Raw genomic sequence first — 20,939 nt, 5'->3', positions numbered from 1 at the left:
AATCGGGAGGAAAACTGTCTTGAGAGACTTATTAAAACAGCTAAAAAATGAAAGATATACATCTGAATTTGATGCACTACGCATCAAGCTGGCATCTCCAGAAGAAATTCGCTCGTGGTCGTATGGTGAAGTAAAAAAACCAGAAACGATTAATTATCGTACTTTCAAACCTGAACGTGATGGTTTGTTTTGTGCGAAAATTTTTGGTCCTATTAAAGACTATGAATGCTTATGCGGAAAGTATAAACGCCTCAAGCATCGTGGTGTGATTTGTGAAAAATGTGGAGTGGAAGTGACTCTGGCTAAAGTACGGCGGGATCGAATGGGACACATCGAACTTGCTTCACCTGTGGCCCATATTTGGTACCTCAAATCGTTACCTTCTCGTATTGGTTTGCTCCTTGATATGACGCTACGTGATATTGAACGTATTCTGTATTTTGAAGCATACGTCGTCGTAGATTCTGGAATGACAGAATTAGAGCGGGGACGATTGCTTTCGGAAGAAGCTTATCTTGATGCTTTAGAAGAATATGGTGACGAATTTACGGCACTTATGGGTGCAGAAGCCATTCAGCGATTATTGCGTGATATTGATGTTACTCTAGAAATTGAAGAGTTACGTGCTGAAATGTTAACCACTACTTCCGATACAAAAATGAAAAAACTTACTAAACGTCTTAAAGTCTTAAGTGCATTTTTGGAGTCGGGAAATAAGCCTGAGTGGATGATATTAAACGTATTGCCTGTTTTGCCTCCAGATTTGCGGCCCTTGGTTCCGTTAGATGGTGGGCGTTTTGCTACCTCTGATTTGAATGACCTTTATCGTCGAGTGATTAATCGAAATAACCGATTAAAACGCTTACTGGATCTCAATGCCCCTGATATCATTGTGCGTAATGAAAAACGAATGCTTCAAGAAGCCGTAGACGCCTTTCTGGACAATGGTCGTCGTGGACGAGCTATTGTAGGATCTAACCGTCGTCCTTTGAAATCTCTAGCGGATATGATTAAGGGTAAGTCCGGACGTTTTCGTCAAAATCTTCTCGGTAAGCGTGTAGATTATTCAGGTCGTTCAGTTATCGTAGTAGGTCCAACATTGAAACTTCATCAAGCCGGCTTGCCAAAGAAAATGGCTTTGGAATTATTTAAACCCTTTATTTTTAGTAAATTACAGCGACGAGGTTTAGCTACTACTATTAAAGCTGCTAAAAAAATGGTTGAAAGTGAAGTTCCTGAAGTCTGGGACATTCTTGAAGAGGTTATCCGGGAACATCCAATTTTATTGAACCGAGCACCAACCTTGCATCGTTTAGGTATACAAGCGTTTGAGCCGGTATTGGTGGAAGGGAAAGCAATTCAATTTCATCCTCTTGTTTGTACGGCTTATAATGCAGACTTTGACGGGGACCAAATGGCTGTGCATGTACCGCTTACTTTAGAAGCTCAATTAGAAGCGCGTTCATTAATGATGTCTACCAACAATGTTTTACATCCTGCAAACGGTGAACCAATTATTGTTCCCACGCATGATGTGGTGTTGGGTCTTTACTACATCACTCGGGATTGTGTTAATGCGAAAGGCGAAGGTATGAAGTTTTCTGATGTGGACGAGGTAATCCGTGCTTATGAGAATAGAGAAGTAGATTTACATGCTCGTGTCGATGTTCGGATTAAAGAGCACCTTTTGGATGAAGTAGGCAATATAGAAGAGAGCGAGCGCTTAATTAATACTGCTGTAGGTCGGATTTTATTGTGGCAAATTGTTCCTAAAGGATTACCTTTTACGTTAATTGATCAGCCAATGACTAAAAAGGCCGTGACGAAATTATTGGATATTTGTTATCGTAATTTAGGACTTAAAACTACCGTTATTTTTGCAGATAATTTAATGTACATTGGCTTCCGTTACGCAACTTATTCAGGTATTTCGATTGGTGTGAATGATCTTGTCGTTCCTCGTGAAAAAGAAGCCATCATTTCTAGGGCTGAAGAAGAAGTCCAAGAAATACAAAAACAATATGCTTCTGGGTTAGTGACTTACGGGGAGCATCGCAATAAAGTGATTGATATTTGGTCGCGAACTAATGATCAAGTTGCTAAAGCTATGATGGAAAAAATTGCTATGGAAAAAATAAAAGATGCCCAAGGCAAAGAAGTAATACAAAGCTCGTTTAATTCTATTTACATGATGTCCGATTCTGGTGCACGAGGTTCTGCAGCACAAATTCGTCAGTTGGCGGGGATGCGGGGATTAATGGCTAGACCTGATGGTACTATTATCGAAACTCCTATCACAGCTAATTTCCGTGAAGGGTTAAATGTTTTGCAGTATTTTATTTCCACCCATGGTGCCCGTAAGGGATTAGCCGATACAGCTTTGAAGACGGCAAATTCAGGATATTTGACTCGACGACTGGTTGACGTTGCACAAGATTTGGTTGTTACGGAATACAATTGTGGGACTGATCAAGGCATTGAGATGATACCTCAGATTCAAGGAGGTGATGTTGTAGAGCCTCTCCGAGAACGTGTTCTCGGACGAGTTTTAGCAAAATCCGTTAACGATCCTAAATCAAAAAAAGAGTTAATGCCTGAGGGTACCCTTTTAGATGAGAAATTAGTGGGTATCCTGGAAGAACACAGTGTGGATCGGGTTATAGTGCGTTCTGCAATTACGTGTGAAACAGCTTACGGTATTTGTTCGATGTGTTATGGACGTGATCTTGCTCGTGGACAAATTGTAAATGTGGGGGAAGCTATCGGTGTAGTGGCTGCTCAATCAATTGGTGAGCCAGGAACTCAGTTAACTATGCGAACCTTCCATATCGGTGGAGCTGCTTCCCGAGCAACGGCTGCTAATAGCATCGAAGTAAAGTCTGCTGGGAAAATTAAAATGCGTAATTTAAAGACGGTGGAACAAGCTAATGGCAATTTAGTAGCGATTTCACGTTCCGGAGAATTAGTCGTACAAGATATGCAAGGTGGAGAGCGTGAGCATTACAAAGTTCCTTATGGTGCAACGATTAGTATACGTGATGAGGATTTTGTAAAATCTGGTCAAGTCGTAGCTCAATGGGATCCTCATACGCATCCTATTATCACGGAAGTAGCAGGTACTTTACGGTTCGTTGATATAGTGGATGGCGTTACCATGAATAAACAAACGGATGAATTGACAGGTCTTAGTAGTATCGTAGTGGCTTCTACCAAGCAACGTACTACCGGGGGTAAAGAGCTTCGTCCCATGGTTAAGCTAGTAGATGAAAATGATAACGATCTCTTTTTGGCGGGGGGTAAAGTTTCGGCACATTATTTCTTGCCAGAAGGGACTATTCTTACCAAAGAAGATGGTTCCATAGTCCAAATTGGAGATATCCTTGCGCGTATTCCTCAAGAGACTTCCAAAACTCGAGATATCACTGGGGGATTGCCACGAGTAGCTGATCTTTTTGAAGCTCGTCGACCTAAAGATGCTGCAATTTTAGCTGAAATTTCTGGTGTAGTTAGTTTTGGTAAAGATACTAAAGATAAAGGGCGTTTAATTATTACCGCCCCAGATGGCAGTACTACTCACGAGGAACTGGTGCCCAAATGGCGTCACGTAAGTGTCTTTGAAGGGGAGATGGTTAAAAAGGGTGAAGTGATTGCAGATGGCCCTTCAGATCCACATGATATTTTACGCTTGTTGGGAGTGAATGCTTTAGCGAACTATATCGTTAATGAAGTACAGGAAGTTTATCGATTACAAGGGGTAAAAATTAACGATAAACACATTGAAGTGATTATCCGTCAGATGTTACGTAAGGTTAAAATTATCGATCCAGGGGAAACAGACTTCCTCCAAGATGAGCAGGTTGAACGACCTCGTGTACGGGAGGAAAATGAAAAAATGATTCAAAAGGATGCCCGGACGGCGAAAGTAGAACCCATTTTGTTGGGAATCACGAAAGCTTCTTTAGCTACTGAATCTTTTATTTCAGCAGCATCTTTCCAAGAAACCACTCGTGTATTAACGGCTGCTTCAGTAAGTGGCAAACGCGATAATCTGAGAGGTCTTAAAGAGAACGTAATTGTTGGGCGTTTAATTCCTGCTGGAACTGGATTTAGTTACCACCAAGAACGTCGCCAGAAAGAAAGAAAAGCAATAGAAAGAACTAGAACTAAAGAAAGAAAAGGTGGTGTCACTGCCACTGAAGCTGAACAAGCTTTAAGTGCAGCATTGCAATTTGAAAAAGCGAAAATAGTACAAAAATGCGAATAAGTTCTTTAGTTTCTTCCTCTTATATTCAGCATAACAAAACATGTGAGCAACTGATGCACTGATGGTGGCTTAAAAAAATAGATCTAAATATTCTTTAGTAAAAATGGAAATTATTTGACAACATTAATTTAGCTTGACAGAGCTCATTGTTTTTATTTATAGTTCTCGTTCTGTCTTTCGTAGATTAAAAGAAGAAATTTTGCTGCTTAGAGAAAATTTTAATGTCTAGAATCAATCAGTTAGTAAGAAAGCCCCGTCGTGCAAAATTAAAAAAAAGCGACGTTCCCGCATTAGAAGGTTGCCCTCAAAAACGAGGCGTGTGTACTCGGGTATACACTACTACTCCTAAAAAGCCTAATTCAGCTTTACGGAAAGTAGCTCGGGTACGAATTACTAATGGTATTGAAGTAACTGCTTATATCGGAGGCGAAGGTCACAATTTGCAAGAGCATTCCGTAGTATTAATTAGAGGTGGCCGTGTAAAAGACTTACCCGGTGTGCGCTATCACATCGTACGTGGAAGCTTAGATACAGCGGGTGTTTTAGGGCGACGTCGAGGTCGTTCTAAATATGGTGAAAAAAAACCTAAAGAATAAAAATCAGCGTGGAGAACTTTAGATGGCACGAAGAAAAGCAGCACCTAAACGGGAAGTTTTGCCAGATCCACTCTTTCATAGTGAGCTTTTAAGTAAGTTTATAAATGCCGTTATGCGCAATGGTAAAAAATCGGTAGCAGAGAGTATCGTCTATGGAGCTTTGGATATCGTAGTAAAGCGTGTGTGTGGTAATAAAAAGCGTTTCGAGGAAGAAGGTGTTATAGAAAGAGGTGATAAGGCCGTAGGAAAATTGAAAGAGCAGCAGCATATCTGTGTTAATGAAAAAACTCGTGCTGTAGCTTTAGATACATTTAAAGAAGCTTTAGCTAATGTGATGCCTAGTGTAGAAGTGAAATCACGTCGAGTAGGGGGTTCTACCTATCAGGTGCCTGTAGAGATACGAGCGGTTCGACGTCAAGCTTTGGCTATGCGTTGGCTGAGTAAATATGCAAATAAGCGTCATGAAAAGACAATGATTTTATGTTTGGCAAATGAAATCTTGGATGCGCTAGAAAATCGTGGTGGAGCAGTAAAGAAAAAAGAAGAAGTTCATCGGATCGCTAAAGCAAACCAAGCATTTGCACATTATCGGTGGTAAAAGAAAATAATTGCAATGTCTAGAAAAATTCCATTAGAACGTACCCGTAATTTAGGCATTATGGCACACATAGATGCAGGGAAAACTACTACGACTGAGCGTATCCTCTACTATACAGGCGTTTCTCACAAAATGGGTGAGGTTCATGAAGGGAGTGCTATCATGGATTGGATGGAGCAAGAGCAAGAGCGGGGTATTACTATTACTTCTGCAGCTACGAGTTGTTTTTGGATGGGCATGGATCAGCAATATCCAAAACATCGAGTTAATATTATTGATACGCCTGGGCATGTAGATTTTACCATTGAAGTTGAACGTTCTTTACGAGTGCTAGACGGAGCGGTTGCTATTTTCTGTTCCGTGGGCGGGGTAGAACCTCAAACTGAAACTGTTTGGAGACAGGCTAATCGCTATGGTGTTCCACGTTTGGGTTTTGTAAATAAGATAGACCGTTCAGGCGCAAATTTTCTACGAGTAGTACAGCAAGTAAAAGAGCGATTGAAATGTAATCCAGTTCCTATTCAGCTTCCTATTGGAGAAGAAGAAAATTTTCAAGGGATTGTTGATTTAATTCGAATGAAAGCTATTTATTGGAATGAGGCAGATAAAGGTCGTACTTATAAACTGGCGGAAATTCCCGAAGAGATGAAACTAGATGCTCAAGAATGGTATGAAAAAATGCTAGAAGCTGTTGCCGAGTCCTCAGAAGAATTAATGGAAAAATATTTAGAAAATGGAGAGCTTTCGAAGCAGGAAGTTCGAGAAGGGTTACGTCGACGTACTTTGGCTAATGAAATTGTGCCAATGTTATGTGGAAGTGCCTTTAAGAATAAAGGGGTACAGGCTTTGTTGGATGCTGTGATTGATTACTTACCTGCACCCACAGATATACCTGCTATTCAGGGTGAGGAAGACGATGGTTGCGAAGGATCACGTGTTCCTTCTGATGAAGCACCTTTTGCGGCGTTAGCTTTTAAAATTGCTTCTGATCCTTTCGTTGGCACACTGACTTTCTTTCGTGTTTATTCCGGCGTATTAAAATCTGGTGACTTCGTTTATAACCCAGTCAAGCGTAAAAAAGAACGTATTGGACGTCTCTTACAAATGCATTCTAACTCTCGGGAAGAGATTAAAGAAGTGCATGCTGGTGATATTGCAGCTGCTGTAGGCCTAAAAAATGTTACTACTGGAGATACCCTTTGTGATCAGCAGAAAATTATTACTCTTGAGAAAATGGAGTTTCCAGAGCCAGTAATCTCCGTGGCTATTGAGCCTAAAACAAAAGCAGATCAGGAGAAAATGGGAATAGCTTTAGGAAAATTAGCTCAAGAAGATCCCTCGTTTCGCGTTCATACTGATGAGGAATCTGGGCAGACTATTATTGAGGGAATGGGTGAGCTGCATTTAGAAATTATTGTAGATAGAATGCAGCGTGAATTTCATGTTGCTGCGAATGTTGGGAAGCCTCGTGTGGCGTATCGGGAAACTATTCGCAAAACTATAGAACAAGAAGGGAAATACATTCGTCAAACGGGTGGTCGTGGACAATACGGGCATGTATGGCTTAGGATCGAACCCAAAGAAGCAGGTTCTGGTTTTACATTTTTGAACGAAATTGTTGGTGGGGTAGTACCCAAAGAATATATCCCCGCCGTAGAAAAAGGTGTCCGGGAACAAATGGAAAATGGGGTTATTGCTGGTTATCCTGTTGTAGACGTAAAAGTAGCTATTTTTGATGGTTCTTATCATGATGTTGACTCCAGTGAAATGGCATTTAAAATTGCTGGCTCTATGTGTTTCAAAGAGGGAGCTGCCAAGGCACATCCTGTATTACTTGAGCCTATTATGAAGGTAGAAATTATTACCCCAGAAGAATATATGGGTGATGTCGTTGGTGATCTCAATCGCCGTCGAGGTATCATTCAAGGTATGGATGAAAGTCCTGCCGGTAAAATCGTTGATGTTGAAGTGCCTTTAGCGGAGATGTTTGGTTATGCGACTGATCTTCGTTCGTTAACTCAAGGGCGTGCGACTTATACGATGGAATTTTTAAAATATGCCGAAGCGCCAAATAATATCGCTGAAGCAATTATTAAACAAGAGAGTTAAGCAAGAGAGGTGATAGTCTCATGTCTAAAGAAAAATTTATAAGAGAAAAGCCGCATTTAAATGTAGGGACGATAGGCCATGTGGATCATGGTAAGACGACGTTGACGGCGGCGTTGACGAAGGTGTTATCAGATAAGTTTGGAGGAGAAGTACGTGCCTTTGATCAGATTGACAATGCACCAGAAGAGCGTGCGCGAGGGATTACGATAGCAACTTCACATGTGGAGTATCAAAGTGATAAACGTCATTATGCTCATGTAGATTGTCCAGGGCACGCAGATTATGTGAAGAATATGATCACGGGAGCGGCGCAGATGGATGGAGCAATATTGGTGGTGAGTGCGGCGGATGGTCCGATGCCGCAGACGCGAGAACATATTCTATTAGCGAAGCAGGTAGGAGTTCCGGCGATCGTAGTTTTTTTGAATAAAGCGGATATGGTAGATGATCAAGAGTTATTAGAATTAGTCGAGATAGAAGTGAGGGATTTATTGACGAGTTATGATTTTCCAGGTGATCAGACACCGATTGTAGTGGGTTCTGCACTGAAAGCGTTGCAAGGAGACACTGCAGAATTAGGGATTCCGGTAATATTAAAGTTAGTGGAGACGATGGACGCATATTTTGAGGAGCCACAACGAGAGAAAGAGAAGCCCTTTCTCATGCCGATTGAGGACGTATTTTCAATATCGGGTCGTGGAACAGTGGTGACAGGACGAATTGAGCGAGGGATTGTGAAGGTTGGAGATGAAATTGAAATTGTGGGGATTAATGCGACGACGAAAACGACGTGTACGGGTGTGGAGATGTTCCGTAAGTTATTGGATCAGGGAGAAGCGGGAGATAATGTTGGTGTTTTATTGAGAGGGACAAAGCGAGAAGAAGTAGAGCGAGGACAAGTATTAGCAAAGCCTGGAACGATCACACCACATACAATGTTTGAAGGAGAGATTTATGTATTGTTAAAGGAAGAGGGAGGTCGTCATACGCCCTTTTTAAAAGGGTATCGACCACAATTTTATTTTCGCACGACGGACGTGACGGGCGAGGTATTGAGTCTGCCGGCAGATGTTGAAATGGTGATGCCTGGAGATAATGTAAAGGTAACAGTGAAGTTAATTGCACCGGTGGCGATGGATGAAGGATTACGATTTGCGGTTCGAGAAGGGGGACGTACTGTTGGAGCCGGTGTTGTAACGAAAATTATTAAGTAGATATGGGAATAAATTATGGTAGTCTTTAATAATAACCAACGTATACGGATTCGATTAAAAGCTTTTGATCATCGCTTGATTGATCGATCTACCCGAGAGATTGTTGAGACAGCACGGAGAACTGGTGCTGTTATTAAAGGCCCAATTCCGTTGCCTACAAAAATTGAGCGCTATACAGTATTGATTTCCCCTCATGTGGATAAAGATGCTCGAGATCAATATGAAATTCGAACTCATAAACGATTGATAGACATCGTGCAGCCTACTGATAAGACAGTAGATGCATTAATGAAATTAGATTTAGCTGCCGGAGTAGATGTACAAATAAGTGTTGAATCAGAATCTGGCTAAAACTGAGTTTAGCCTTTTTTATTTTATAGTGATTAGATAATTTGGGAGCGTAGGTAAATGCCTATTGGTTTAGTTGGTCAAAAATGTGGTATGACTCATGTCTTTACAGAGAGGGGAGTGTTTATTGCTGTTACCGTAGTTGAAGTAATCCCTAATTGGGTTACTCAAATAAAAAGAGTAGATCTCGATGGCTATTGCGCTATTCAAGTGGCTTATGGCAAAAAATCTTTTGCACGTATTAATAAGCCAATAGCAGGACATTATGCGAAAAGTGGCGTAAAGCCAGGGAAGGTTATTCGTGAATTTCGTGTAACTGCCAAAGAATTAACTAAAACTAAAATAAGTGATGAGCTTAATGTGGGAATTTTTAAAGAAGGGGAGGTTGTTGATGTGCGGGGTTTAACTCGCGGAAAAGGCTTTGCGGGTACCGTAAAGCGTCATAATTTTCACACTCAGGATGCTACCCACGGAAATTCCTTATCCCATCGTGCGCCGGGTTCTATAGGTCAATGTCAAACACCTGGTCGCGTGTGGAAAGGTAAAAAAATGGCAGGCCATATGGGAAATACTTACCGTACTGTTCAAAATCAAGAAATTATTAAAGTGGATACCGAACAAAATCTTCTTTTAATCAAAGGAGCATTACCTGGTGCTCCTGGTAGCGAGGTCATTATTACAAAATCAATTAAAAAGAGCACAGGGAGATAAATGATGGAGCTTCTGGTATATTCCTTCGAGAAAAAGGAATTGAGTAAAATCGTTGTACCTGATACTACCTTTAGAGAGGAATTTAAAGAAGGTTTAGTTCATCAAGTTGTTACTGCTTATTTAGCAGGTGGGCGTTCTGGGACTAAAGCGCAAAAGCTGCGAAGTAAGGTCCGGGGAGGTGGCACTAAACCATGGCGCCAAAAAGGGACTGGCCGAGCTCGAGCTGGAAGTATTCGAAGTCCTCTCTGGCGTGGAGGTGGTGTAACTTTTGCAGCAAAACCGCGTGATTTTTCACAAAAAGTTAACCGAAAAATGTATCATCGAGCTATGGTTTCTATTTTTTCTGAATTAATTCGGAAAGAGCGTTTTATTGTAGTAGAAAATTTAAAATTACAAGAGCCTAAGACTCGAGAATTAAAGAGATTACTAGCAGTTTTAAATATAGAAAAAGCTTTAATCATTCTCAATGGGCAAGATCGTAATATTGAGTTAGCTTCACGAAATATGATAAATGTTACAACTTCTGATGCTATACAGGTAGATCCTGTCAGTCTTGTTGCTGCTGAAAATGTATTGATTACAGTAGATGCTTTGCAAAAACTCGAGGAAAGATTATCGTGAATCAAGAAAGATTACTAAAAATCCTTATAGCTGTTCGTGTATCAGAAAAGAGCAGTTTAATTAGCGGCCAATATATATTTAAAGTAATACCGGGTGCAACGAAATCTGAAATTAAGTCTACTGTAGAAAATCAATTTAATGTTGTGGTAAAAACAGTGCATATTTCTAATATTAAAGGAAAAGCTATTCGATTTCGAAAAGTGCGTGGTCGGCGTAAGAATTGGAAAAAGGCGTACGTTACATTAGTACCAGGCAATGAAATCAATATTGTAACTGGTGAATAAGAGTTGGAGTAAATAAACAAATGGCTTTAGTGAAAGTAAAACCCACGTCACCCGGACGACGATTTGTTGTCAAGGTTGTACACCCAGATTTGCATAAAGGTAACCCATATACACCGCTGGTAGAAAGTAAAAAACGTATTAGTTGCCGTAATAATCATGGACGTATTACTGTGCGTCGTCGTGGTGGTGGACATAAGCGCCATTATCGTATAATTGACTTTAAACGGGATAAGGAAGGGGAGGGTATTGTAGAACGATTGGAATATGATCCGAATCGTAGTGCTCATATTGCCTTAATTTTATTTCAAGATGGGGAGCGTCGTTATATTATAGCTCCGAAAGGGCTCCATCAAAATTCTCGAGTAGTTTCAGGGAAAGATGCTCCAATTAAACCGGGTAATTGTTTGCCATTGCAGAATATCCCCTTAGGAACTAGTATTTACAATCTTGAATTAAAACCAGGAAGAGGAGCACAACTTATCCGAAGTGCAGGTACTTCGGCTCAATTAACAGCTAAAGAGGGAATTTACAGCATTGTTCGAATGCGTTCTGGCGAGATACGCAAGGTTTTAGCAAGTTGCCGTGCTTGTGTGGGAGAAGTATCCAACTCAGAACATAATTTACGTTCACTTGGTAAAGCAGGTGCTAAACGTTGGCGTGGACGACGACCTACTGTTCGTGGGGTGGCCATGAATCCAGTAGATCATCCTCATGGAGGCGGGGAGGGCAAGACTTCAGGCGGTCGCCATCCAGTTTCTCCGACAGGTAAACCAACAAAAGGCTATAAAACTCGTCGTAATAAACGTACGAATAATATGATTATTCGTGATCGGCTTAAAAAATAACATAAAAAAGAGGTAAAGCAGTGCCAAGATCAACAAATAAAGGCCCCTTTGTGGACCATCACCTCTTAAAAAAGGTGGAACAAGCACAAAAAGAAAGCAGCAAACGGCCTATTAAAACCTGGTCGCGGCGCTCTATGGTAACGCCTATAATGGTCGGGTTGACTATTGCAGTACATAATGGACGCCAACATGTGCCCATTTATATTTCGGAAAATATGGTAGGTCATAAGTTAGGGGAGTTTGCCATAACTCGTACTTTTAGGGCTCATTCAGGTGATCGCAAAGTAAAGAAAGAGAGTTAATCATGGAAGTTACTGCAAGATTAAAATATGCACGTATTTCAGCTCAAAAGGTAAGGCTTGTAGCTGATCAAGTTCGTGGCTTACCAGCTGAAAAAGCAGTTGATTTGTTGCGTTTTAGTAATAAAAAAGCGGCGGTTATTATGAAAAAAGTTTTAGATTCTGCTATTGCTAATGCAGAGCATAATAAGGGTGCTGACGTGGATACATTAAAAGTATTGACAGTAATGGTAGATCAAGGTCCTGTTATGGCGCGAAGATTTCAAGCCCGAGCTCGTGGCCGTGCCAATCAAATTTTAAAGCGTACTTGTCATATTACTATTAAAGTATCGGATTTTTAAGTGGAGATCGAACTAATGGGTCAAAAAGTTAATCCAGTATGCATACGGCTTGGTATTACTAAAGATTGGACATCTAATTGGTATGCAGATAAAAAAGATTTTGCTGATAGGTTAAATGATGATTTACAGGTACGTCAATTATTAGAAAAGCGTTTAAAAGGTGCTTCTATTAGTCGAATTCAAATTGAACGCCCAGCTCGTAATGCTAAAATTGCAATTTATTCTGCCCGTTTAGGGGTCATCATTGGAAAAAAAGGCGGAGAAATTGAGGCTTTACGGGCAGAAATATCAAAAGTAATGAAAGTTCCAGTGCATATTACCATCGAAGAAATTCGAAAGCCTGAATTAGATGCTAAATTAGTAGCGGAGAATATTGCTCAACAATTAGAGCGGCGAGTTATATTTCGAAGAGCTATGAAACGTGCTGTTCAAAATACTCTGCGTCAGGGTGCTTTGGGAATTAAGATTAGTGTGAGTGGGCGCTTAGGAGGAGCTGAGATCGCTCGTACCGAATGGTATCGGGAAGGGCGTGTTCCTCTGCATATTTTTCGTGCAGATATTGATTATGCAAAAGCTACAGCCAAAACTACCTATGGAACGATTGGAGTGAAGGTATGGATTTTTAAAGGTGAAATCCATGTGTCGAAAACGCAAGTACTCACTAAAGAAGCAGCTGTTGAGCAAGTAGTTGAAGAAGAAGTGAAATAGGGAAAACAAGTAAAAATGCTGCAACCAAGTAACAAAAAATACCGAAAAGATTTTAAAGGGCGCAATCGAGGGGTGGCTTATCGTGGAAATCGTGTTAGTTTTGGAGAGTTTGGTCTTAAATCAATGGCTTGTGCTCAAATTACTGCACGTCAATTAGAGGCAGCACGGCGTGCGCTTTCGCGACATATTAAGCGCGGTGGTAAAATTACTATCCGTATTTATCCGGATAAACCAATTACCAAAAAGCCTTTAGAAGTACGTCAAGGTAAAGGTAAAGGGAGTGTTGAATATTGGGTAGCACTTGTTCAGCCTGGGCGGATGCTTTTTGAGATTGAAGGAGTTGATGAAGCTCTAGCCCGTGAAGCCTTTGATCGAGCGGCGGCTAAATTGCCTGTAAAATGTATATTTGTTAAACGAACGGTGATGTAATGAAAATTACTAATGAATTACGTAATAAAACAAAAGCTGAAATCAAAAAAGAGTTGCTAGAGTTATTAAAAGAGCAATTCAATTTACGAATGCAAAAAAGTATGGGGGAAGTTTCCCGTTCCCATCTTTACAAACAAGTACGTCGTAATATTGCTCGTGTTAAAACCCTTTTGAAAGAAAAGGAACGTACAGTATGAGTAAGAATCAAAAAACAATCCGTACTCTGACAGGCACAGTGGTTAGTAATAAAATGAATGATACTATTGTTATAGTAGTAGAACGGCAAATCAAACATCCTAAATATGGGAAGTTCATTAAACGTTCTACAAAAGTGTATGCTCATGATTATGGGAACAAATGTCAGGAAGGTGACATTGTAACTGTTCAGGAAACACGTCCTATTTCAAAAATAAAAAGATGGAAATTAGTTAAAATTAGAGAAATAGGAGCAAAAGTATGAGGAGCCAATCATGATTCAGGCACAATCAATTATTAATGTAGCAGATAATAGTGGAGCCAGACGTGTGATGTGTATCAAAGTTTTGGGTGGCTCTAAACGTCGTTATGCAAATATCGGTGATGTTATTAAGGTGAGTATTAAAGAAGCTATTCCTCGGGGAAAAGTAAAAAAGGGAGAAGTAATGAATGCTGTAATAGTGCGAACCCGTAAAGGTGTCCGACGGGATGATGGGTCGGTGATTCGATTTGATAGTAATGCGGTAGTATTATTAAATACTCAGTTACAACCAATTGGTACCCGGATTTTTGGGCCAGTTACTCGTGAATTACGAACCGATAATTTTATAAAAATTATTTCGTTAGCCTTAGAAGTTTTATAGCTGCAAGGGTAGAAGCTGATGACAATGAAGAAAATTAAAAAAGATGATACTGTTGTTGTAATTACAGGAAAAGATAAAGGTCGTCAGGGTAAGGTATTAAAAGTTCTACCTAAGGGACGTATATTAGTAGAAGCCGTAAATCTAGTGAAAAAACATGTAAAGCCTAATCCTAATAAAAATGAGAAGGGTGGGATATTAAAACGGGAATCAGGGATTCATGTTTCTAATGTTGCTATTTATAACCCTACCACTAAAAAACCAGACCGAGTAAAAATTAAAGTATTAGAGGATGGCTCGAAAGTTCGAGTATTTAGGTCAAGTGGCGAAGTAATTGACGTATAAGGAAAAAATATGGTAGAACTAAAAGAACTCTACAAAAAAACGATTATTCCAACTTTACAAAAAGAGTTTGCTTTTAAATCAGTTATGGCCGTTCCACGTATTGAAAAGATTACTTTAAATATGGGTATTGGTGAGGCTATAGCTGATAAAAAAATAATGGAACGGGCTATGGATGATATGATGAGAATTTCGGGACAAAAACCAATTATTACCTATGTACGTAAATCAGAAGCTGGGTTTAAAATTCGTACTGGATGGCCTATTGGCTGTAAAGTAACCTTGCGTCGAGAACGTATGTATGAATTTTTAAAACGGTTAATTTCGATTGCAATACCTCGTATTCGAGACTTTCGAGGTTTTAATCCTAAATCATTTGATGGACGTGGTAACTTTAGTCTTGGAATTCAAGAACAAATTGTTTTTCCAGAAATTCAGTACTATAAAATGGATAGTATTCGTGGGATGGATATTACGATTACTACTACAGCGCGTACTAATAAAGAAGGAGAAGCTTTATTAAGAGCTTTTAAATTTCCATTAAAAGATTTAGGGTAAGTTTATGGCAAAATTAAGTATCATTGAACGAAATAAAAAACGTATTCAACAATCTCAAAAGGCGCGAAAAAAACGTTTGGAATTAAAAAAAATCATTAAAAAGGGAACACCAGAAAATCAAGAGTTAGCTTTATTGAAATTACACAAAAGTCCTCGTAATGAGTCTGAAGTTCGAGTGAGACATCGATGTCGAAAATGTGGCCGTTCCTGTGGTACATTTAAAAAATTTGGGTTGTGTCGAATTCATTTGCGGGAAGCTGCGATGAGAGGAGATGTACCTGGTTTAAAGAAAGCAAGTTGGTAAAATTATGATGCAAGATCCTATATCCGATATGTTAACACGTATTCGTAACGCGCAGCTAGTGGCAAAAAAAGAAGTTGCTATGATTTCATCAAAATTTAAAGTAAGTATTGCGAAAGTATTAAAGAACGAAGGTTATATTATCGATTATCGAGAGCAACATGATTCGATTAAACGACAATTGATAATTACTTTGAAATATCACAAAGGAGAACCTGTTATTTCAACTATAAAACGTTTGAGCAGACCAGCTGTACGTATATACAAAGGTAAGAATGAATTACCTAAAATAAATAATGGGTTAGGTATTTCTATTATTTCAACTTCAAAGGGCGTCATGTCTGATCGTGAGGCACGGAGTTATGGTGAAGGCGGAGAAGTTATTTGTTACGTTAGCTAGGAGAGAAGAAATTTATGGTAAGTCGTGTAGCAAAAAATCCGATTAAAATCCCTGTTGGGGTTAATGTTAAAATCTATGGACAACTCGTGATAATTCAGGGTAAGCTAGGTGAACTTACTGAAACAGTTCATAAAGCCGTTAAAGTTACGCAAGATAATAATAAACTCCAAATATTACCAACGAATGATCTTCTAAAGTCGAATGCATTAGGAGGAACGACCCGTGCTATCATCCAAAACATGATTCGGGGTGTGCATCAAGGATTTCAACGGAAATTGATAGTAGTAGGGGTTGGTTATCGGGTGAAGGCTAAAGAGAACACTTTGCAGTTAACAGTTGGGTTTTCTCATCCAGTGAACATTGAAATGCCAGAAGGAATTTCTGTGGAAACTCCCAGTTTGAGTGAAATTATTATTAAAGGAACTAATTGGCAAATGGTTTCTCAAGTAGCAGCAAATATTCGTGCAATCCGGCCACCTGAACCTTATAAAGGTAAAGGCATTCGCTATAATGATGAACATATAGTTTATAAAGAAGCTAAGAAAAAATAATGGATAAGCGAAAAAAACAACTTCGACGTGCCTGTCGAACAAGGGCGAAAATTAAAGAATTAGGTGTAGTACGTTTATGTGTTCATCGCTCGCTTAATCATATTTATGCTCAACTCATTTCTTCTGAAGCGAGCATATTAGCTGCTGCATCAACTTTAGAAAAAGAAGTGAGAAATCAATTAAACTATGGGGGCAATATTGCAGCAGCTACAGTGGTTGGTAAGCTAATTGCAGAACGTGCCCAAAAAGTAGGGGTTACAAAAGTAGCTTTTGATCGTAGTGGTTATAAATACCACGGGCGTGTGCGAGCGTTGGCTGAAGCAGCGCGTGAGCTTGGAATTGAATTTTAAAAGGTGTATTTATGCGTGAAGTGGGTACTGAGACGATAAGTAATGGTAACCAGGATAAACTTGTTTATGTTCGTCGTACGGCAAAAGTTGTAAAAGGTGGACGTGTGTTTGGTTTTTCCGCATTGGTCGTTGCAGGTGATGGTGAAGGTAAAGTAGGATTTGGTTTGGGAAAAGCACGAGAGGTTCCAGCTGCTATTCAGAAAGCTACGGAAAACGCTCGTCGAAATATGATTTGTGTCCCGTTGTTAGATGGTAATACATTAAGTCATCCAATAAAAGCTACTCATGCATCTTCGACAGTCTTAATATTGCCTGCTTCGGAAGGAACTGGAGTCATTGCTGGAAACGCAATGCGAGCAGTTTTTGAAGTTATGGGTATTCAAAATGTTTTGGCGAAGTGTATTGGTTCTTCTAATTCAATTAATGTAGTACGAGCTACTTTTAAAGCTCTTAAGAGTATGGAAACGCTCGAGTCTATGTCTATGAAACGTGGAAAAACTATTGAAGAACTTTTGAAGGAGTAAGTCATGATACAATCAAAAAAGATTCGTGTGACCTTAGTAGGAAGTAAATATGGGCGAAAACCTAATCATCGCGAATGCATAGAAGGGTTAGGATTACGACGTATACATGAAACAGTAGAAGTTATTGATACACCTGCTAATCGAGGCATGATTCAAAAAATCTTTTATATATTAAAGATTGAGGAAGTATAGAGATTGAGGAAGTATAGAATGCGACTGAATACTTTAAAACCAAGTAAAAAATCAAAAAAAAATAAAATGCGGGTAGGACGTGGAATTGGCAGTGGTAAAGGTAAAACGTGTGGTCGTGGACATAAAGGACAGCATTCTCGCTCTGGTGGTTATCACAAAATAGGTTTTGAAGGAGGACAAATGCCTCTGCAACGTCGAGTGCCGAAATTTGGGTTCATTTCGCGAAAGAAATTAGTTTCTGCAGAAGTCCGCTTACATGAATTGAATAAAATTCCTGATGATGTGGTTGATATTGATACCCTGAAAGCAAGTAATCTTATTGGTCGCCATGTTAAATACGTTAAAATATTTAATTCAGGTAAATTAAAAAAATCTGTAATAATTCGTGGTCTGCAAGTAACCAAAAGTGTTAAGGCCGCTGTAGAAATAGCAGGCGGTAAGGTCGATGGCTAGAATAAAAGTTGGGGTACCATTTTTACAAGGCAGTGGATTAAGGGAATTAAAACGACGTTTATTCTTTATCTTAATCGGTATTATCATATACCGATTAGGTACTTATATTCCTGTTCCTGGGCTTAATCCTACTCGTTTATCAGCCCTTTTCCATCGACATGAGTTAGGCTTTTTAGGAATGTTCAATATGTTTTCCGGCGGTGCTCTAAGCCGGATGACAATTTTTGCTTTAGGGGTAATGCCCTATATTTCCTCTTCGATTATCATTCAAATGTATAGCCAAATTTCTCTTAAAATGCAGGCCCTTCGTAAAGAAGGGGAAGTGGGTCGTCGAAAAATCAATCAATATATTCGTTATGGAACCCTTATCTTGTCTTTATTGCAATCGATTTTTATGACAAAATGGCTTGCTAATAGTGGTACCGTAATTAATGCAGATTTTAGTTTCTATTTTACAAGTGTTATTACTCTGATAACGGGAAGTATGTTCCTTATGTGGTTAGGGGAACAAATGACGGAACGAGGAGTAGGCAACGGAATTTCTTTAATTATTTTTTCAAGCATCGCTTCACGATTTCCTACAGCCATTGCCCAAGTACTTACACAAGTACGTCAAGGTCAAATGTCCATGTTAACTTTGATATTTCTAATGGCAACAGTTATTGTAGTTACTTTAGTAGTCGTTTTTTTCGAACGAGCTCAGCGCCGCATTAGTGTTAATTATCCCAAACGCCAGCAAGGAAGAAAATTATATGCTGTTCAAAGTAGTCATCTTCCTTTAAAAATTAATATGGCGGGAGTTATCCCGGTAATTTTTGCACAAAGTATTATTTTATTTCCGGGTGCTGTAGCTAAATTTATGGCATCTGTTCGAGGTCTGGGATGGTTAAATAATATTTCCTTAGCACTTTCAAATGGACAGCCAGCTTATATTATGATTTTTGCTATTGCTGTAATCTTTTTTAGTTTTTTTTATACAGCTTTAGTTTTTAATCCGAAAGAAACGGCTGAAAATTTAAAAAAATCTGGGGCATTTATTCCAGGTATTCGACCAGGTGTACAGACAGCTAATTATATTGATAAAGTAATGACTCGATTAACTTTAGTGGGTTCTATCTACCTTGGTTTAGTAGCTCTAGTTCCTCAATTTTTGATTTTAATATGGAATGTTCCTTTTTATTTTGGAGGCACTTCATTGTTAATTGTAGTGGTGGTTATTATGGATTTTATGGCGCAAGTGCAGGCTCATTTAATGAGCTATCAATATGAATCCTTAATAAAAAAGTCGGGTATGAAAGGTTCAAAATTTGGGCTTATTCGATAAAAGGAAAAGGAAGGAAAAGGGGATGAAAGTAAGAGCATCAGTAAAAAGAATTTGTCGAAATTGTAAAATAGTTCGACGGGAAGGTGTTGTGCGAGTAATTTGCAGTGATACTCGACATAAGCAACGGCAAAAAGGTAAAAAGTGAGACTGAAACTTTGTCTAGTGATCTTTTATTCAAAAGAACGAATAAGAGAACGAATAAGCGGCCAAACTATGAATTAAAAAATTACATAAGAAAGAGTCTCAAACTAAGCTGTAGTAATACTTTTCATTACTTGATTTTTTAATAAATAAAGAGTATAATTTATGATTTTATAAAAAATTTTAAAAAATTGGAGTAAATTACAAAATGGTAGCTCGTATCGCCGGTATTAATATTCCGATAGAAAAACACGCACGAGTAGCCCTCCAAGCTATTTACGGAGTAGGTAATTCTTCTGCGATAAGAATTTGCCAAGCAGCAAACATTGATCCTAATTCTAAAATAAAAGATTTATCTGAAATTAAGCTTAATGCTTTACGGAACGAAGTAAGTAAATTCACAGTAGAAGGAGATTTAAGGCGTGAACGTTCTATGGATATTAAACGGAAAATGGATTTAGGCACTTATCAAGGTATTCGTCATCGTCGTGGACTTCCAGTTCACGGTCAACGAACACGTACGAATAGTCGTACACGTAAAGGTAAACGTAAACCTATACGAACTTGATATAAAGACAAGGTTATTTCATGGCAAAAAGACGGTATCAAAAAGTCACTCAAGGCATTGCTCATATCAATGCAACATTTAATAATACAAAAATATGTATTTCTGACCTACAAGGTAATGTATTGTATTTTAAATCGGCGGGGGGATCTGGATTTAAAGGTTCTCGTAAAGGAACCCCCTATGGTGCGCAATTAGCTGCTGAAAGAGTGGCTGAAAGAGCTATTCAAGATTTTGGTATGGAGACTGTTTCTGTTTGTGTTAAAGGTCCAGGTGCAGGGCGTGATTCTGCTATACGAGGATTGCGTTCTGCAGGTTTAAAAATTGTTAGTCTCGAAGATCGTACAGCATTGCCTCATAATGGGTGTCGACCACGTAAGAAACGACGAGTTTAGGAGATCACTAAGTAATGGCAAAGTATTTAGGCCCAAAATGTCGATTATCACGACGTGAAAAAACTGATTTACAACTGAAAAGTGGTATTCGAGCTATTGATTCAAAATGTAATATTGAACGTATTCCTGGGATGCACTGGCAACGCCGTGGGCGGATGACAGACTATGGAGTTCAATTACGAATGAAGCAAATGATTAAACGTTATTACCATGTCTTAGAGAAACAATTTCATAATTATTACCGGAAAGCTGATAAACTAAAGGGATCAACTGGGGATAATTTATTAACTCTATTAGAGAGGCGATTAGATAATGTTGTTTATCGAATGGGATTTGCAGCTACCCGAGTAGAAGCAAGACAGCTGGTAAGTCATAAAGCGATTCTTGTTAATAAGGAGGTGATTAATATTCCTTCTTACCAAGTAACACCTGGAGATTTAATCGAAATTCGGAGTCGAGCAAAAAAACAACTACGCATTAAAGGCGCATTAGAATTAGCACAGCAGCGTTTAGTGGTTTCCTGGATCGAAGTAGACATAAAAAAAATAGTGGGTATATTTAAAAATCAACCCGATTTAACAGAATTACCTGCTGAATTTAAAGTTAACCTCGTTGTTGAGCTCTACTCGAAATAAGGGGG

The 20,939-nt window shown here is 39.1% G+C and carries 31 protein-coding genes; all 31 read left to right on the top strand.

Annotated elements, in window-relative coordinates; genetic code table 11:
* Window positions 1-19 precede the first annotated feature (19 nt).
* The 31 genes from rpoC (at window position 20) to rpsD (ending at window position 20,934) form a co-directional block, all read left to right on the top strand.
* Window positions 20-4,264 carry a DNA-directed RNA polymerase subunit beta' gene (gene rpoC, locus CLERM_RS01175; RefSeq protein ID WP_102156782.1) on the top strand — a complete coding sequence of 1,415 codons (4,245 nt, stop codon included), beginning with the start codon at window positions 20-22 and terminating at the stop codon, window positions 4,262-4,264.
* Window positions 4,265-4,485: 221 nt separating this feature from the next.
* On the top strand, window positions 4,486-4,860 hold the full coding sequence (gene rpsL / locus CLERM_RS01170; protein ID WP_102156781.1) for a 30S ribosomal protein S12: 375 nt from the start codon (window positions 4,486-4,488) through the stop codon (window positions 4,858-4,860).
* A 22-nt stretch (window positions 4,861-4,882) separates the two neighbouring features.
* On the top strand, window positions 4,883-5,458 hold the full coding sequence (rpsG, locus tag CLERM_RS01165) for a 30S ribosomal protein S7 (RefSeq protein WP_102156780.1): 576 nt from the start codon (window positions 4,883-4,885) through the stop codon (window positions 5,456-5,458).
* Window positions 5,459-5,467: 9 nt separating this feature from the next.
* Window positions 5,468-7,567, top strand: coding sequence for an elongation factor G (fusA, locus tag CLERM_RS01160; protein ID WP_179946442.1), 2,100 nt, complete (start codon window positions 5,468-5,470; stop codon window positions 7,565-7,567).
* A 20-nt stretch (window positions 7,568-7,587) separates the two neighbouring features.
* Window positions 7,588-8,781, top strand: a complete 1,194-nt coding sequence (tuf, locus tag CLERM_RS01155; protein ID WP_102156778.1) for an elongation factor Tu — start codon at window positions 7,588-7,590, stop codon at window positions 8,779-8,781.
* A 15-nt stretch (window positions 8,782-8,796) separates the two neighbouring features.
* Window positions 8,797-9,132, top strand: coding sequence for a 30S ribosomal protein S10 (gene rpsJ / locus CLERM_RS01150; protein ID WP_102156777.1), 336 nt, complete (start codon window positions 8,797-8,799; stop codon window positions 9,130-9,132).
* Window positions 9,133-9,189: 57 nt separating this feature from the next.
* Window positions 9,190-9,840, top strand: a complete 651-nt coding sequence (gene rplC / locus CLERM_RS01145) for a 50S ribosomal protein L3 (RefSeq protein ID WP_102156776.1) — start codon at window positions 9,190-9,192, stop codon at window positions 9,838-9,840.
* 3 nt (window positions 9,841-9,843) lie between these two features.
* Window positions 9,844-10,461 (top strand): 50S ribosomal protein L4, encoded by a 618-nt coding sequence (gene rplD / locus CLERM_RS01140; RefSeq protein WP_201797240.1) that lies wholly within the window; start codon window positions 9,844-9,846, stop codon window positions 10,459-10,461.
* Window positions 10,458-10,745, top strand: a complete 288-nt coding sequence (gene rplW, locus CLERM_RS01135; RefSeq protein WP_102156774.1) for a 50S ribosomal protein L23 — start codon at window positions 10,458-10,460, stop codon at window positions 10,743-10,745. Before rplD ends, rplW begins: the two co-directional genes overlap by 4 nt.
* Before the next feature lie 20 nt (window positions 10,746-10,765).
* Complete coding sequence (gene rplB, locus CLERM_RS01130; RefSeq protein ID WP_102156773.1) at window positions 10,766-11,590, top strand: 50S ribosomal protein L2; 825 nt, start codon at window positions 10,766-10,768, stop codon at window positions 11,588-11,590.
* Window positions 11,591-11,610: 20 nt separating this feature from the next.
* A complete protein-coding gene (rpsS, locus tag CLERM_RS01125) occupies window positions 11,611-11,892 on the top strand; it encodes a 30S ribosomal protein S19 (RefSeq protein ID WP_102156772.1) in 282 nt (93 codons plus the stop codon).
* Window positions 11,893-11,894: 2 nt separating this feature from the next.
* A complete protein-coding gene (gene rplV, locus CLERM_RS01120) occupies window positions 11,895-12,230 on the top strand; it encodes a 50S ribosomal protein L22 (RefSeq protein WP_102156771.1) in 336 nt (111 codons plus the stop codon).
* A 15-nt stretch (window positions 12,231-12,245) separates the two neighbouring features.
* Window positions 12,246-12,938 carry a 30S ribosomal protein S3 gene (gene rpsC, locus CLERM_RS01115; RefSeq protein ID WP_102156792.1) on the top strand — a complete coding sequence of 231 codons (693 nt, stop codon included), beginning with the start codon at window positions 12,246-12,248 and terminating at the stop codon, window positions 12,936-12,938.
* A 15-nt stretch (window positions 12,939-12,953) separates the two neighbouring features.
* The gene (gene rplP / locus CLERM_RS01110) at window positions 12,954-13,367 is read left to right on the top strand and encodes a 50S ribosomal protein L16 (protein ID WP_102156770.1); all 414 of its coding nucleotides are present in this window, start codon (window positions 12,954-12,956) and stop codon (window positions 13,365-13,367) included.
* On the top strand, window positions 13,367-13,564 hold the full coding sequence (gene rpmC, locus CLERM_RS01105; RefSeq protein ID WP_102156769.1) for a 50S ribosomal protein L29: 198 nt from the start codon (window positions 13,367-13,369) through the stop codon (window positions 13,562-13,564). Before rplP ends, rpmC begins: the two co-directional genes overlap by 1 nt.
* Entirely contained in the window at window positions 13,561-13,827 is a 267-nt protein-coding gene (rpsQ, locus tag CLERM_RS01100) for a 30S ribosomal protein S17 (RefSeq protein WP_102156768.1), read from the top strand. The genes rpmC and rpsQ overlap by 4 nt, the downstream gene beginning before the upstream one ends.
* A 10-nt stretch (window positions 13,828-13,837) precedes the next feature.
* Window positions 13,838-14,206, top strand: a complete 369-nt coding sequence (gene rplN, locus CLERM_RS01095) for a 50S ribosomal protein L14 (RefSeq protein ID WP_102156767.1) — start codon at window positions 13,838-13,840, stop codon at window positions 14,204-14,206.
* 18 nt (window positions 14,207-14,224) lie between these two features.
* Complete coding sequence (gene rplX, locus CLERM_RS01090) at window positions 14,225-14,548, top strand: 50S ribosomal protein L24 (RefSeq protein WP_102156766.1); 324 nt, start codon at window positions 14,225-14,227, stop codon at window positions 14,546-14,548.
* 9 nt (window positions 14,549-14,557) lie between these two features.
* On the top strand, window positions 14,558-15,103 hold the full coding sequence (gene rplE / locus CLERM_RS01085; protein ID WP_102156765.1) for a 50S ribosomal protein L5: 546 nt from the start codon (window positions 14,558-14,560) through the stop codon (window positions 15,101-15,103).
* Between the two features lie 4 nt (window positions 15,104-15,107).
* On the top strand, window positions 15,108-15,407 hold the full coding sequence (gene rpsN, locus CLERM_RS01080; RefSeq protein ID WP_102156764.1) for a 30S ribosomal protein S14: 300 nt from the start codon (window positions 15,108-15,110) through the stop codon (window positions 15,405-15,407).
* Between the two features lie 4 nt (window positions 15,408-15,411).
* Complete coding sequence (gene rpsH, locus CLERM_RS01075) at window positions 15,412-15,804, top strand: 30S ribosomal protein S8 (RefSeq protein ID WP_102156763.1); 393 nt, start codon at window positions 15,412-15,414, stop codon at window positions 15,802-15,804.
* A 14-nt stretch (window positions 15,805-15,818) separates the two neighbouring features.
* Entirely contained in the window at window positions 15,819-16,355 is a 537-nt protein-coding gene (gene rplF, locus CLERM_RS01070) for a 50S ribosomal protein L6 (protein ID WP_102156762.1), read from the top strand.
* Complete coding sequence (gene rplR / locus CLERM_RS01065; RefSeq protein WP_102156761.1) at window positions 16,355-16,705, top strand: 50S ribosomal protein L18; 351 nt, start codon at window positions 16,355-16,357, stop codon at window positions 16,703-16,705. Before rplF ends, rplR begins: the two co-directional genes overlap by 1 nt.
* Before the next feature lie 11 nt (window positions 16,706-16,716).
* A complete protein-coding gene (gene rpsE, locus CLERM_RS01060) occupies window positions 16,717-17,229 on the top strand; it encodes a 30S ribosomal protein S5 (protein WP_102156760.1) in 513 nt (170 codons plus the stop codon).
* A 3-nt stretch (window positions 17,230-17,232) separates the two neighbouring features.
* Window positions 17,233-17,421: a 50S ribosomal protein L30 gene (rpmD, locus tag CLERM_RS01055; RefSeq protein WP_102156759.1), complete on the top strand. Its 189-nt coding sequence runs from the start codon at window positions 17,233-17,235 to the stop codon at window positions 17,419-17,421.
* Window positions 17,422-17,439: 18 nt separating this feature from the next.
* The gene (gene rplO, locus CLERM_RS01050; RefSeq protein WP_102156758.1) at window positions 17,440-17,874 is read left to right on the top strand and encodes a 50S ribosomal protein L15; all 435 of its coding nucleotides are present in this window, start codon (window positions 17,440-17,442) and stop codon (window positions 17,872-17,874) included.
* Window positions 17,867-19,198 carry a preprotein translocase subunit SecY gene (gene secY, locus CLERM_RS01045; RefSeq protein ID WP_102156757.1) on the top strand — a complete coding sequence of 444 codons (1,332 nt, stop codon included), beginning with the start codon at window positions 17,867-17,869 and terminating at the stop codon, window positions 19,196-19,198. Before rplO ends, secY begins: the two co-directional genes overlap by 8 nt.
* A gap of 22 nt (window positions 19,199-19,220) precedes the next feature.
* Window positions 19,221-19,343: a 50S ribosomal protein L36 gene (rpmJ, locus tag CLERM_RS01040; protein WP_102156756.1), complete on the top strand. Its 123-nt coding sequence runs from the start codon at window positions 19,221-19,223 to the stop codon at window positions 19,341-19,343.
* Window positions 19,344-19,547: 204 nt separating this feature from the next.
* On the top strand, window positions 19,548-19,907 hold the full coding sequence (gene rpsM / locus CLERM_RS01035) for a 30S ribosomal protein S13 (RefSeq protein WP_102156755.1): 360 nt from the start codon (window positions 19,548-19,550) through the stop codon (window positions 19,905-19,907).
* Between the two features lie 20 nt (window positions 19,908-19,927).
* Window positions 19,928-20,299, top strand: coding sequence for a 30S ribosomal protein S11 (rpsK, locus tag CLERM_RS01030; RefSeq protein ID WP_102156754.1), 372 nt, complete (start codon window positions 19,928-19,930; stop codon window positions 20,297-20,299).
* 14 nt (window positions 20,300-20,313) lie between these two features.
* Window positions 20,314-20,934: a 30S ribosomal protein S4 gene (gene rpsD, locus CLERM_RS01025; RefSeq protein ID WP_102156753.1), complete on the top strand. Its 621-nt coding sequence runs from the start codon at window positions 20,314-20,316 to the stop codon at window positions 20,932-20,934.
* Window positions 20,935-20,939: the final 5 nt, after the last annotated feature.

It is taken from the genome of Coxiella-like endosymbiont (assembly GCF_002871095.1).
GTDB lineage: Bacteria > Pseudomonadota > Gammaproteobacteria > Coxiellales > Coxiellaceae > Coxiella.
This window is presented reverse-complemented; position numbering and strand designations above follow the sequence as displayed.

Coding starts and splice junctions, on each gene's coding strand:
- rpsL (WP_102156781.1), top strand. CDS start 4,486: ATGTCTAGAATCAATCAGTTAGTAAGAAAGCCCCGTCGTGCAAAATTA.
- rplP (WP_102156770.1), top strand. CDS start 12,954: ATGCTGCAACCAAGTAACAAAAAATACCGAAAAGATTTTAAAGGGCGC.
- rpsD (WP_102156753.1), top strand. CDS start 20,314: ATGGCAAAGTATTTAGGCCCAAAATGTCGATTATCACGACGTGAAAAA.
- rplC (WP_102156776.1), top strand. CDS start 9,190: ATGCCTATTGGTTTAGTTGGTCAAAAATGTGGTATGACTCATGTCTTT.
- rplO (WP_102156758.1), top strand. CDS start 17,440: ATGCGACTGAATACTTTAAAACCAAGTAAAAAATCAAAAAAAAATAAA.
- rplR (WP_102156761.1), top strand. CDS start 16,355: ATGGATAAGCGAAAAAAACAACTTCGACGTGCCTGTCGAACAAGGGCG.
- tuf (WP_102156778.1), top strand. CDS start 7,588: ATGTCTAAAGAAAAATTTATAAGAGAAAAGCCGCATTTAAATGTAGGG.
- rpsJ (WP_102156777.1), top strand. CDS start 8,797: ATGGTAGTCTTTAATAATAACCAACGTATACGGATTCGATTAAAAGCT.
- rpsN (WP_102156764.1), top strand. CDS start 15,108: ATGGCAAAATTAAGTATCATTGAACGAAATAAAAAACGTATTCAACAA.
- rplV (WP_102156771.1), top strand. CDS start 11,895: ATGGAAGTTACTGCAAGATTAAAATATGCACGTATTTCAGCTCAAAAG.
- rplE (WP_102156765.1), top strand. CDS start 14,558: ATGGTAGAACTAAAAGAACTCTACAAAAAAACGATTATTCCAACTTTA.
- rpsH (WP_102156763.1), top strand. CDS start 15,412: ATGATGCAAGATCCTATATCCGATATGTTAACACGTATTCGTAACGCG.
- rpmC (WP_102156769.1), top strand. CDS start 13,367: ATGAAAATTACTAATGAATTACGTAATAAAACAAAAGCTGAAATCAAA.
- rplF (WP_102156762.1), top strand. CDS start 15,819: ATGGTAAGTCGTGTAGCAAAAAATCCGATTAAAATCCCTGTTGGGGTT.
- rplD (WP_201797240.1), top strand. CDS start 9,844: ATGGAGCTTCTGGTATATTCCTTCGAGAAAAAGGAATTGAGTAAAATC.
- secY (WP_102156757.1), top strand. CDS start 17,867: ATGGCTAGAATAAAAGTTGGGGTACCATTTTTACAAGGCAGTGGATTA.
- rpsC (WP_102156792.1), top strand. CDS start 12,246: ATGGGTCAAAAAGTTAATCCAGTATGCATACGGCTTGGTATTACTAAA.
- rpsK (WP_102156754.1), top strand. CDS start 19,928: ATGGCAAAAAGACGGTATCAAAAAGTCACTCAAGGCATTGCTCATATC.
- rplN (WP_102156767.1), top strand. CDS start 13,838: ATGATTCAGGCACAATCAATTATTAATGTAGCAGATAATAGTGGAGCC.
- rpmJ (WP_102156756.1), top strand. CDS start 19,221: ATGAAAGTAAGAGCATCAGTAAAAAGAATTTGTCGAAATTGTAAAATA.
- rpsQ (WP_102156768.1), top strand. CDS start 13,561: ATGAGTAAGAATCAAAAAACAATCCGTACTCTGACAGGCACAGTGGTT.
- rpsM (WP_102156755.1), top strand. CDS start 19,548: ATGGTAGCTCGTATCGCCGGTATTAATATTCCGATAGAAAAACACGCA.
- rpsE (WP_102156760.1), top strand. CDS start 16,717: ATGCGTGAAGTGGGTACTGAGACGATAAGTAATGGTAACCAGGATAAA.
- rplX (WP_102156766.1), top strand. CDS start 14,225: ATGACAATGAAGAAAATTAAAAAAGATGATACTGTTGTTGTAATTACA.
- rpsG (WP_102156780.1), top strand. CDS start 4,883: ATGGCACGAAGAAAAGCAGCACCTAAACGGGAAGTTTTGCCAGATCCA.
- rplB (WP_102156773.1), top strand. CDS start 10,766: ATGGCTTTAGTGAAAGTAAAACCCACGTCACCCGGACGACGATTTGTT.
- rpmD (WP_102156759.1), top strand. CDS start 17,233: ATGATACAATCAAAAAAGATTCGTGTGACCTTAGTAGGAAGTAAATAT.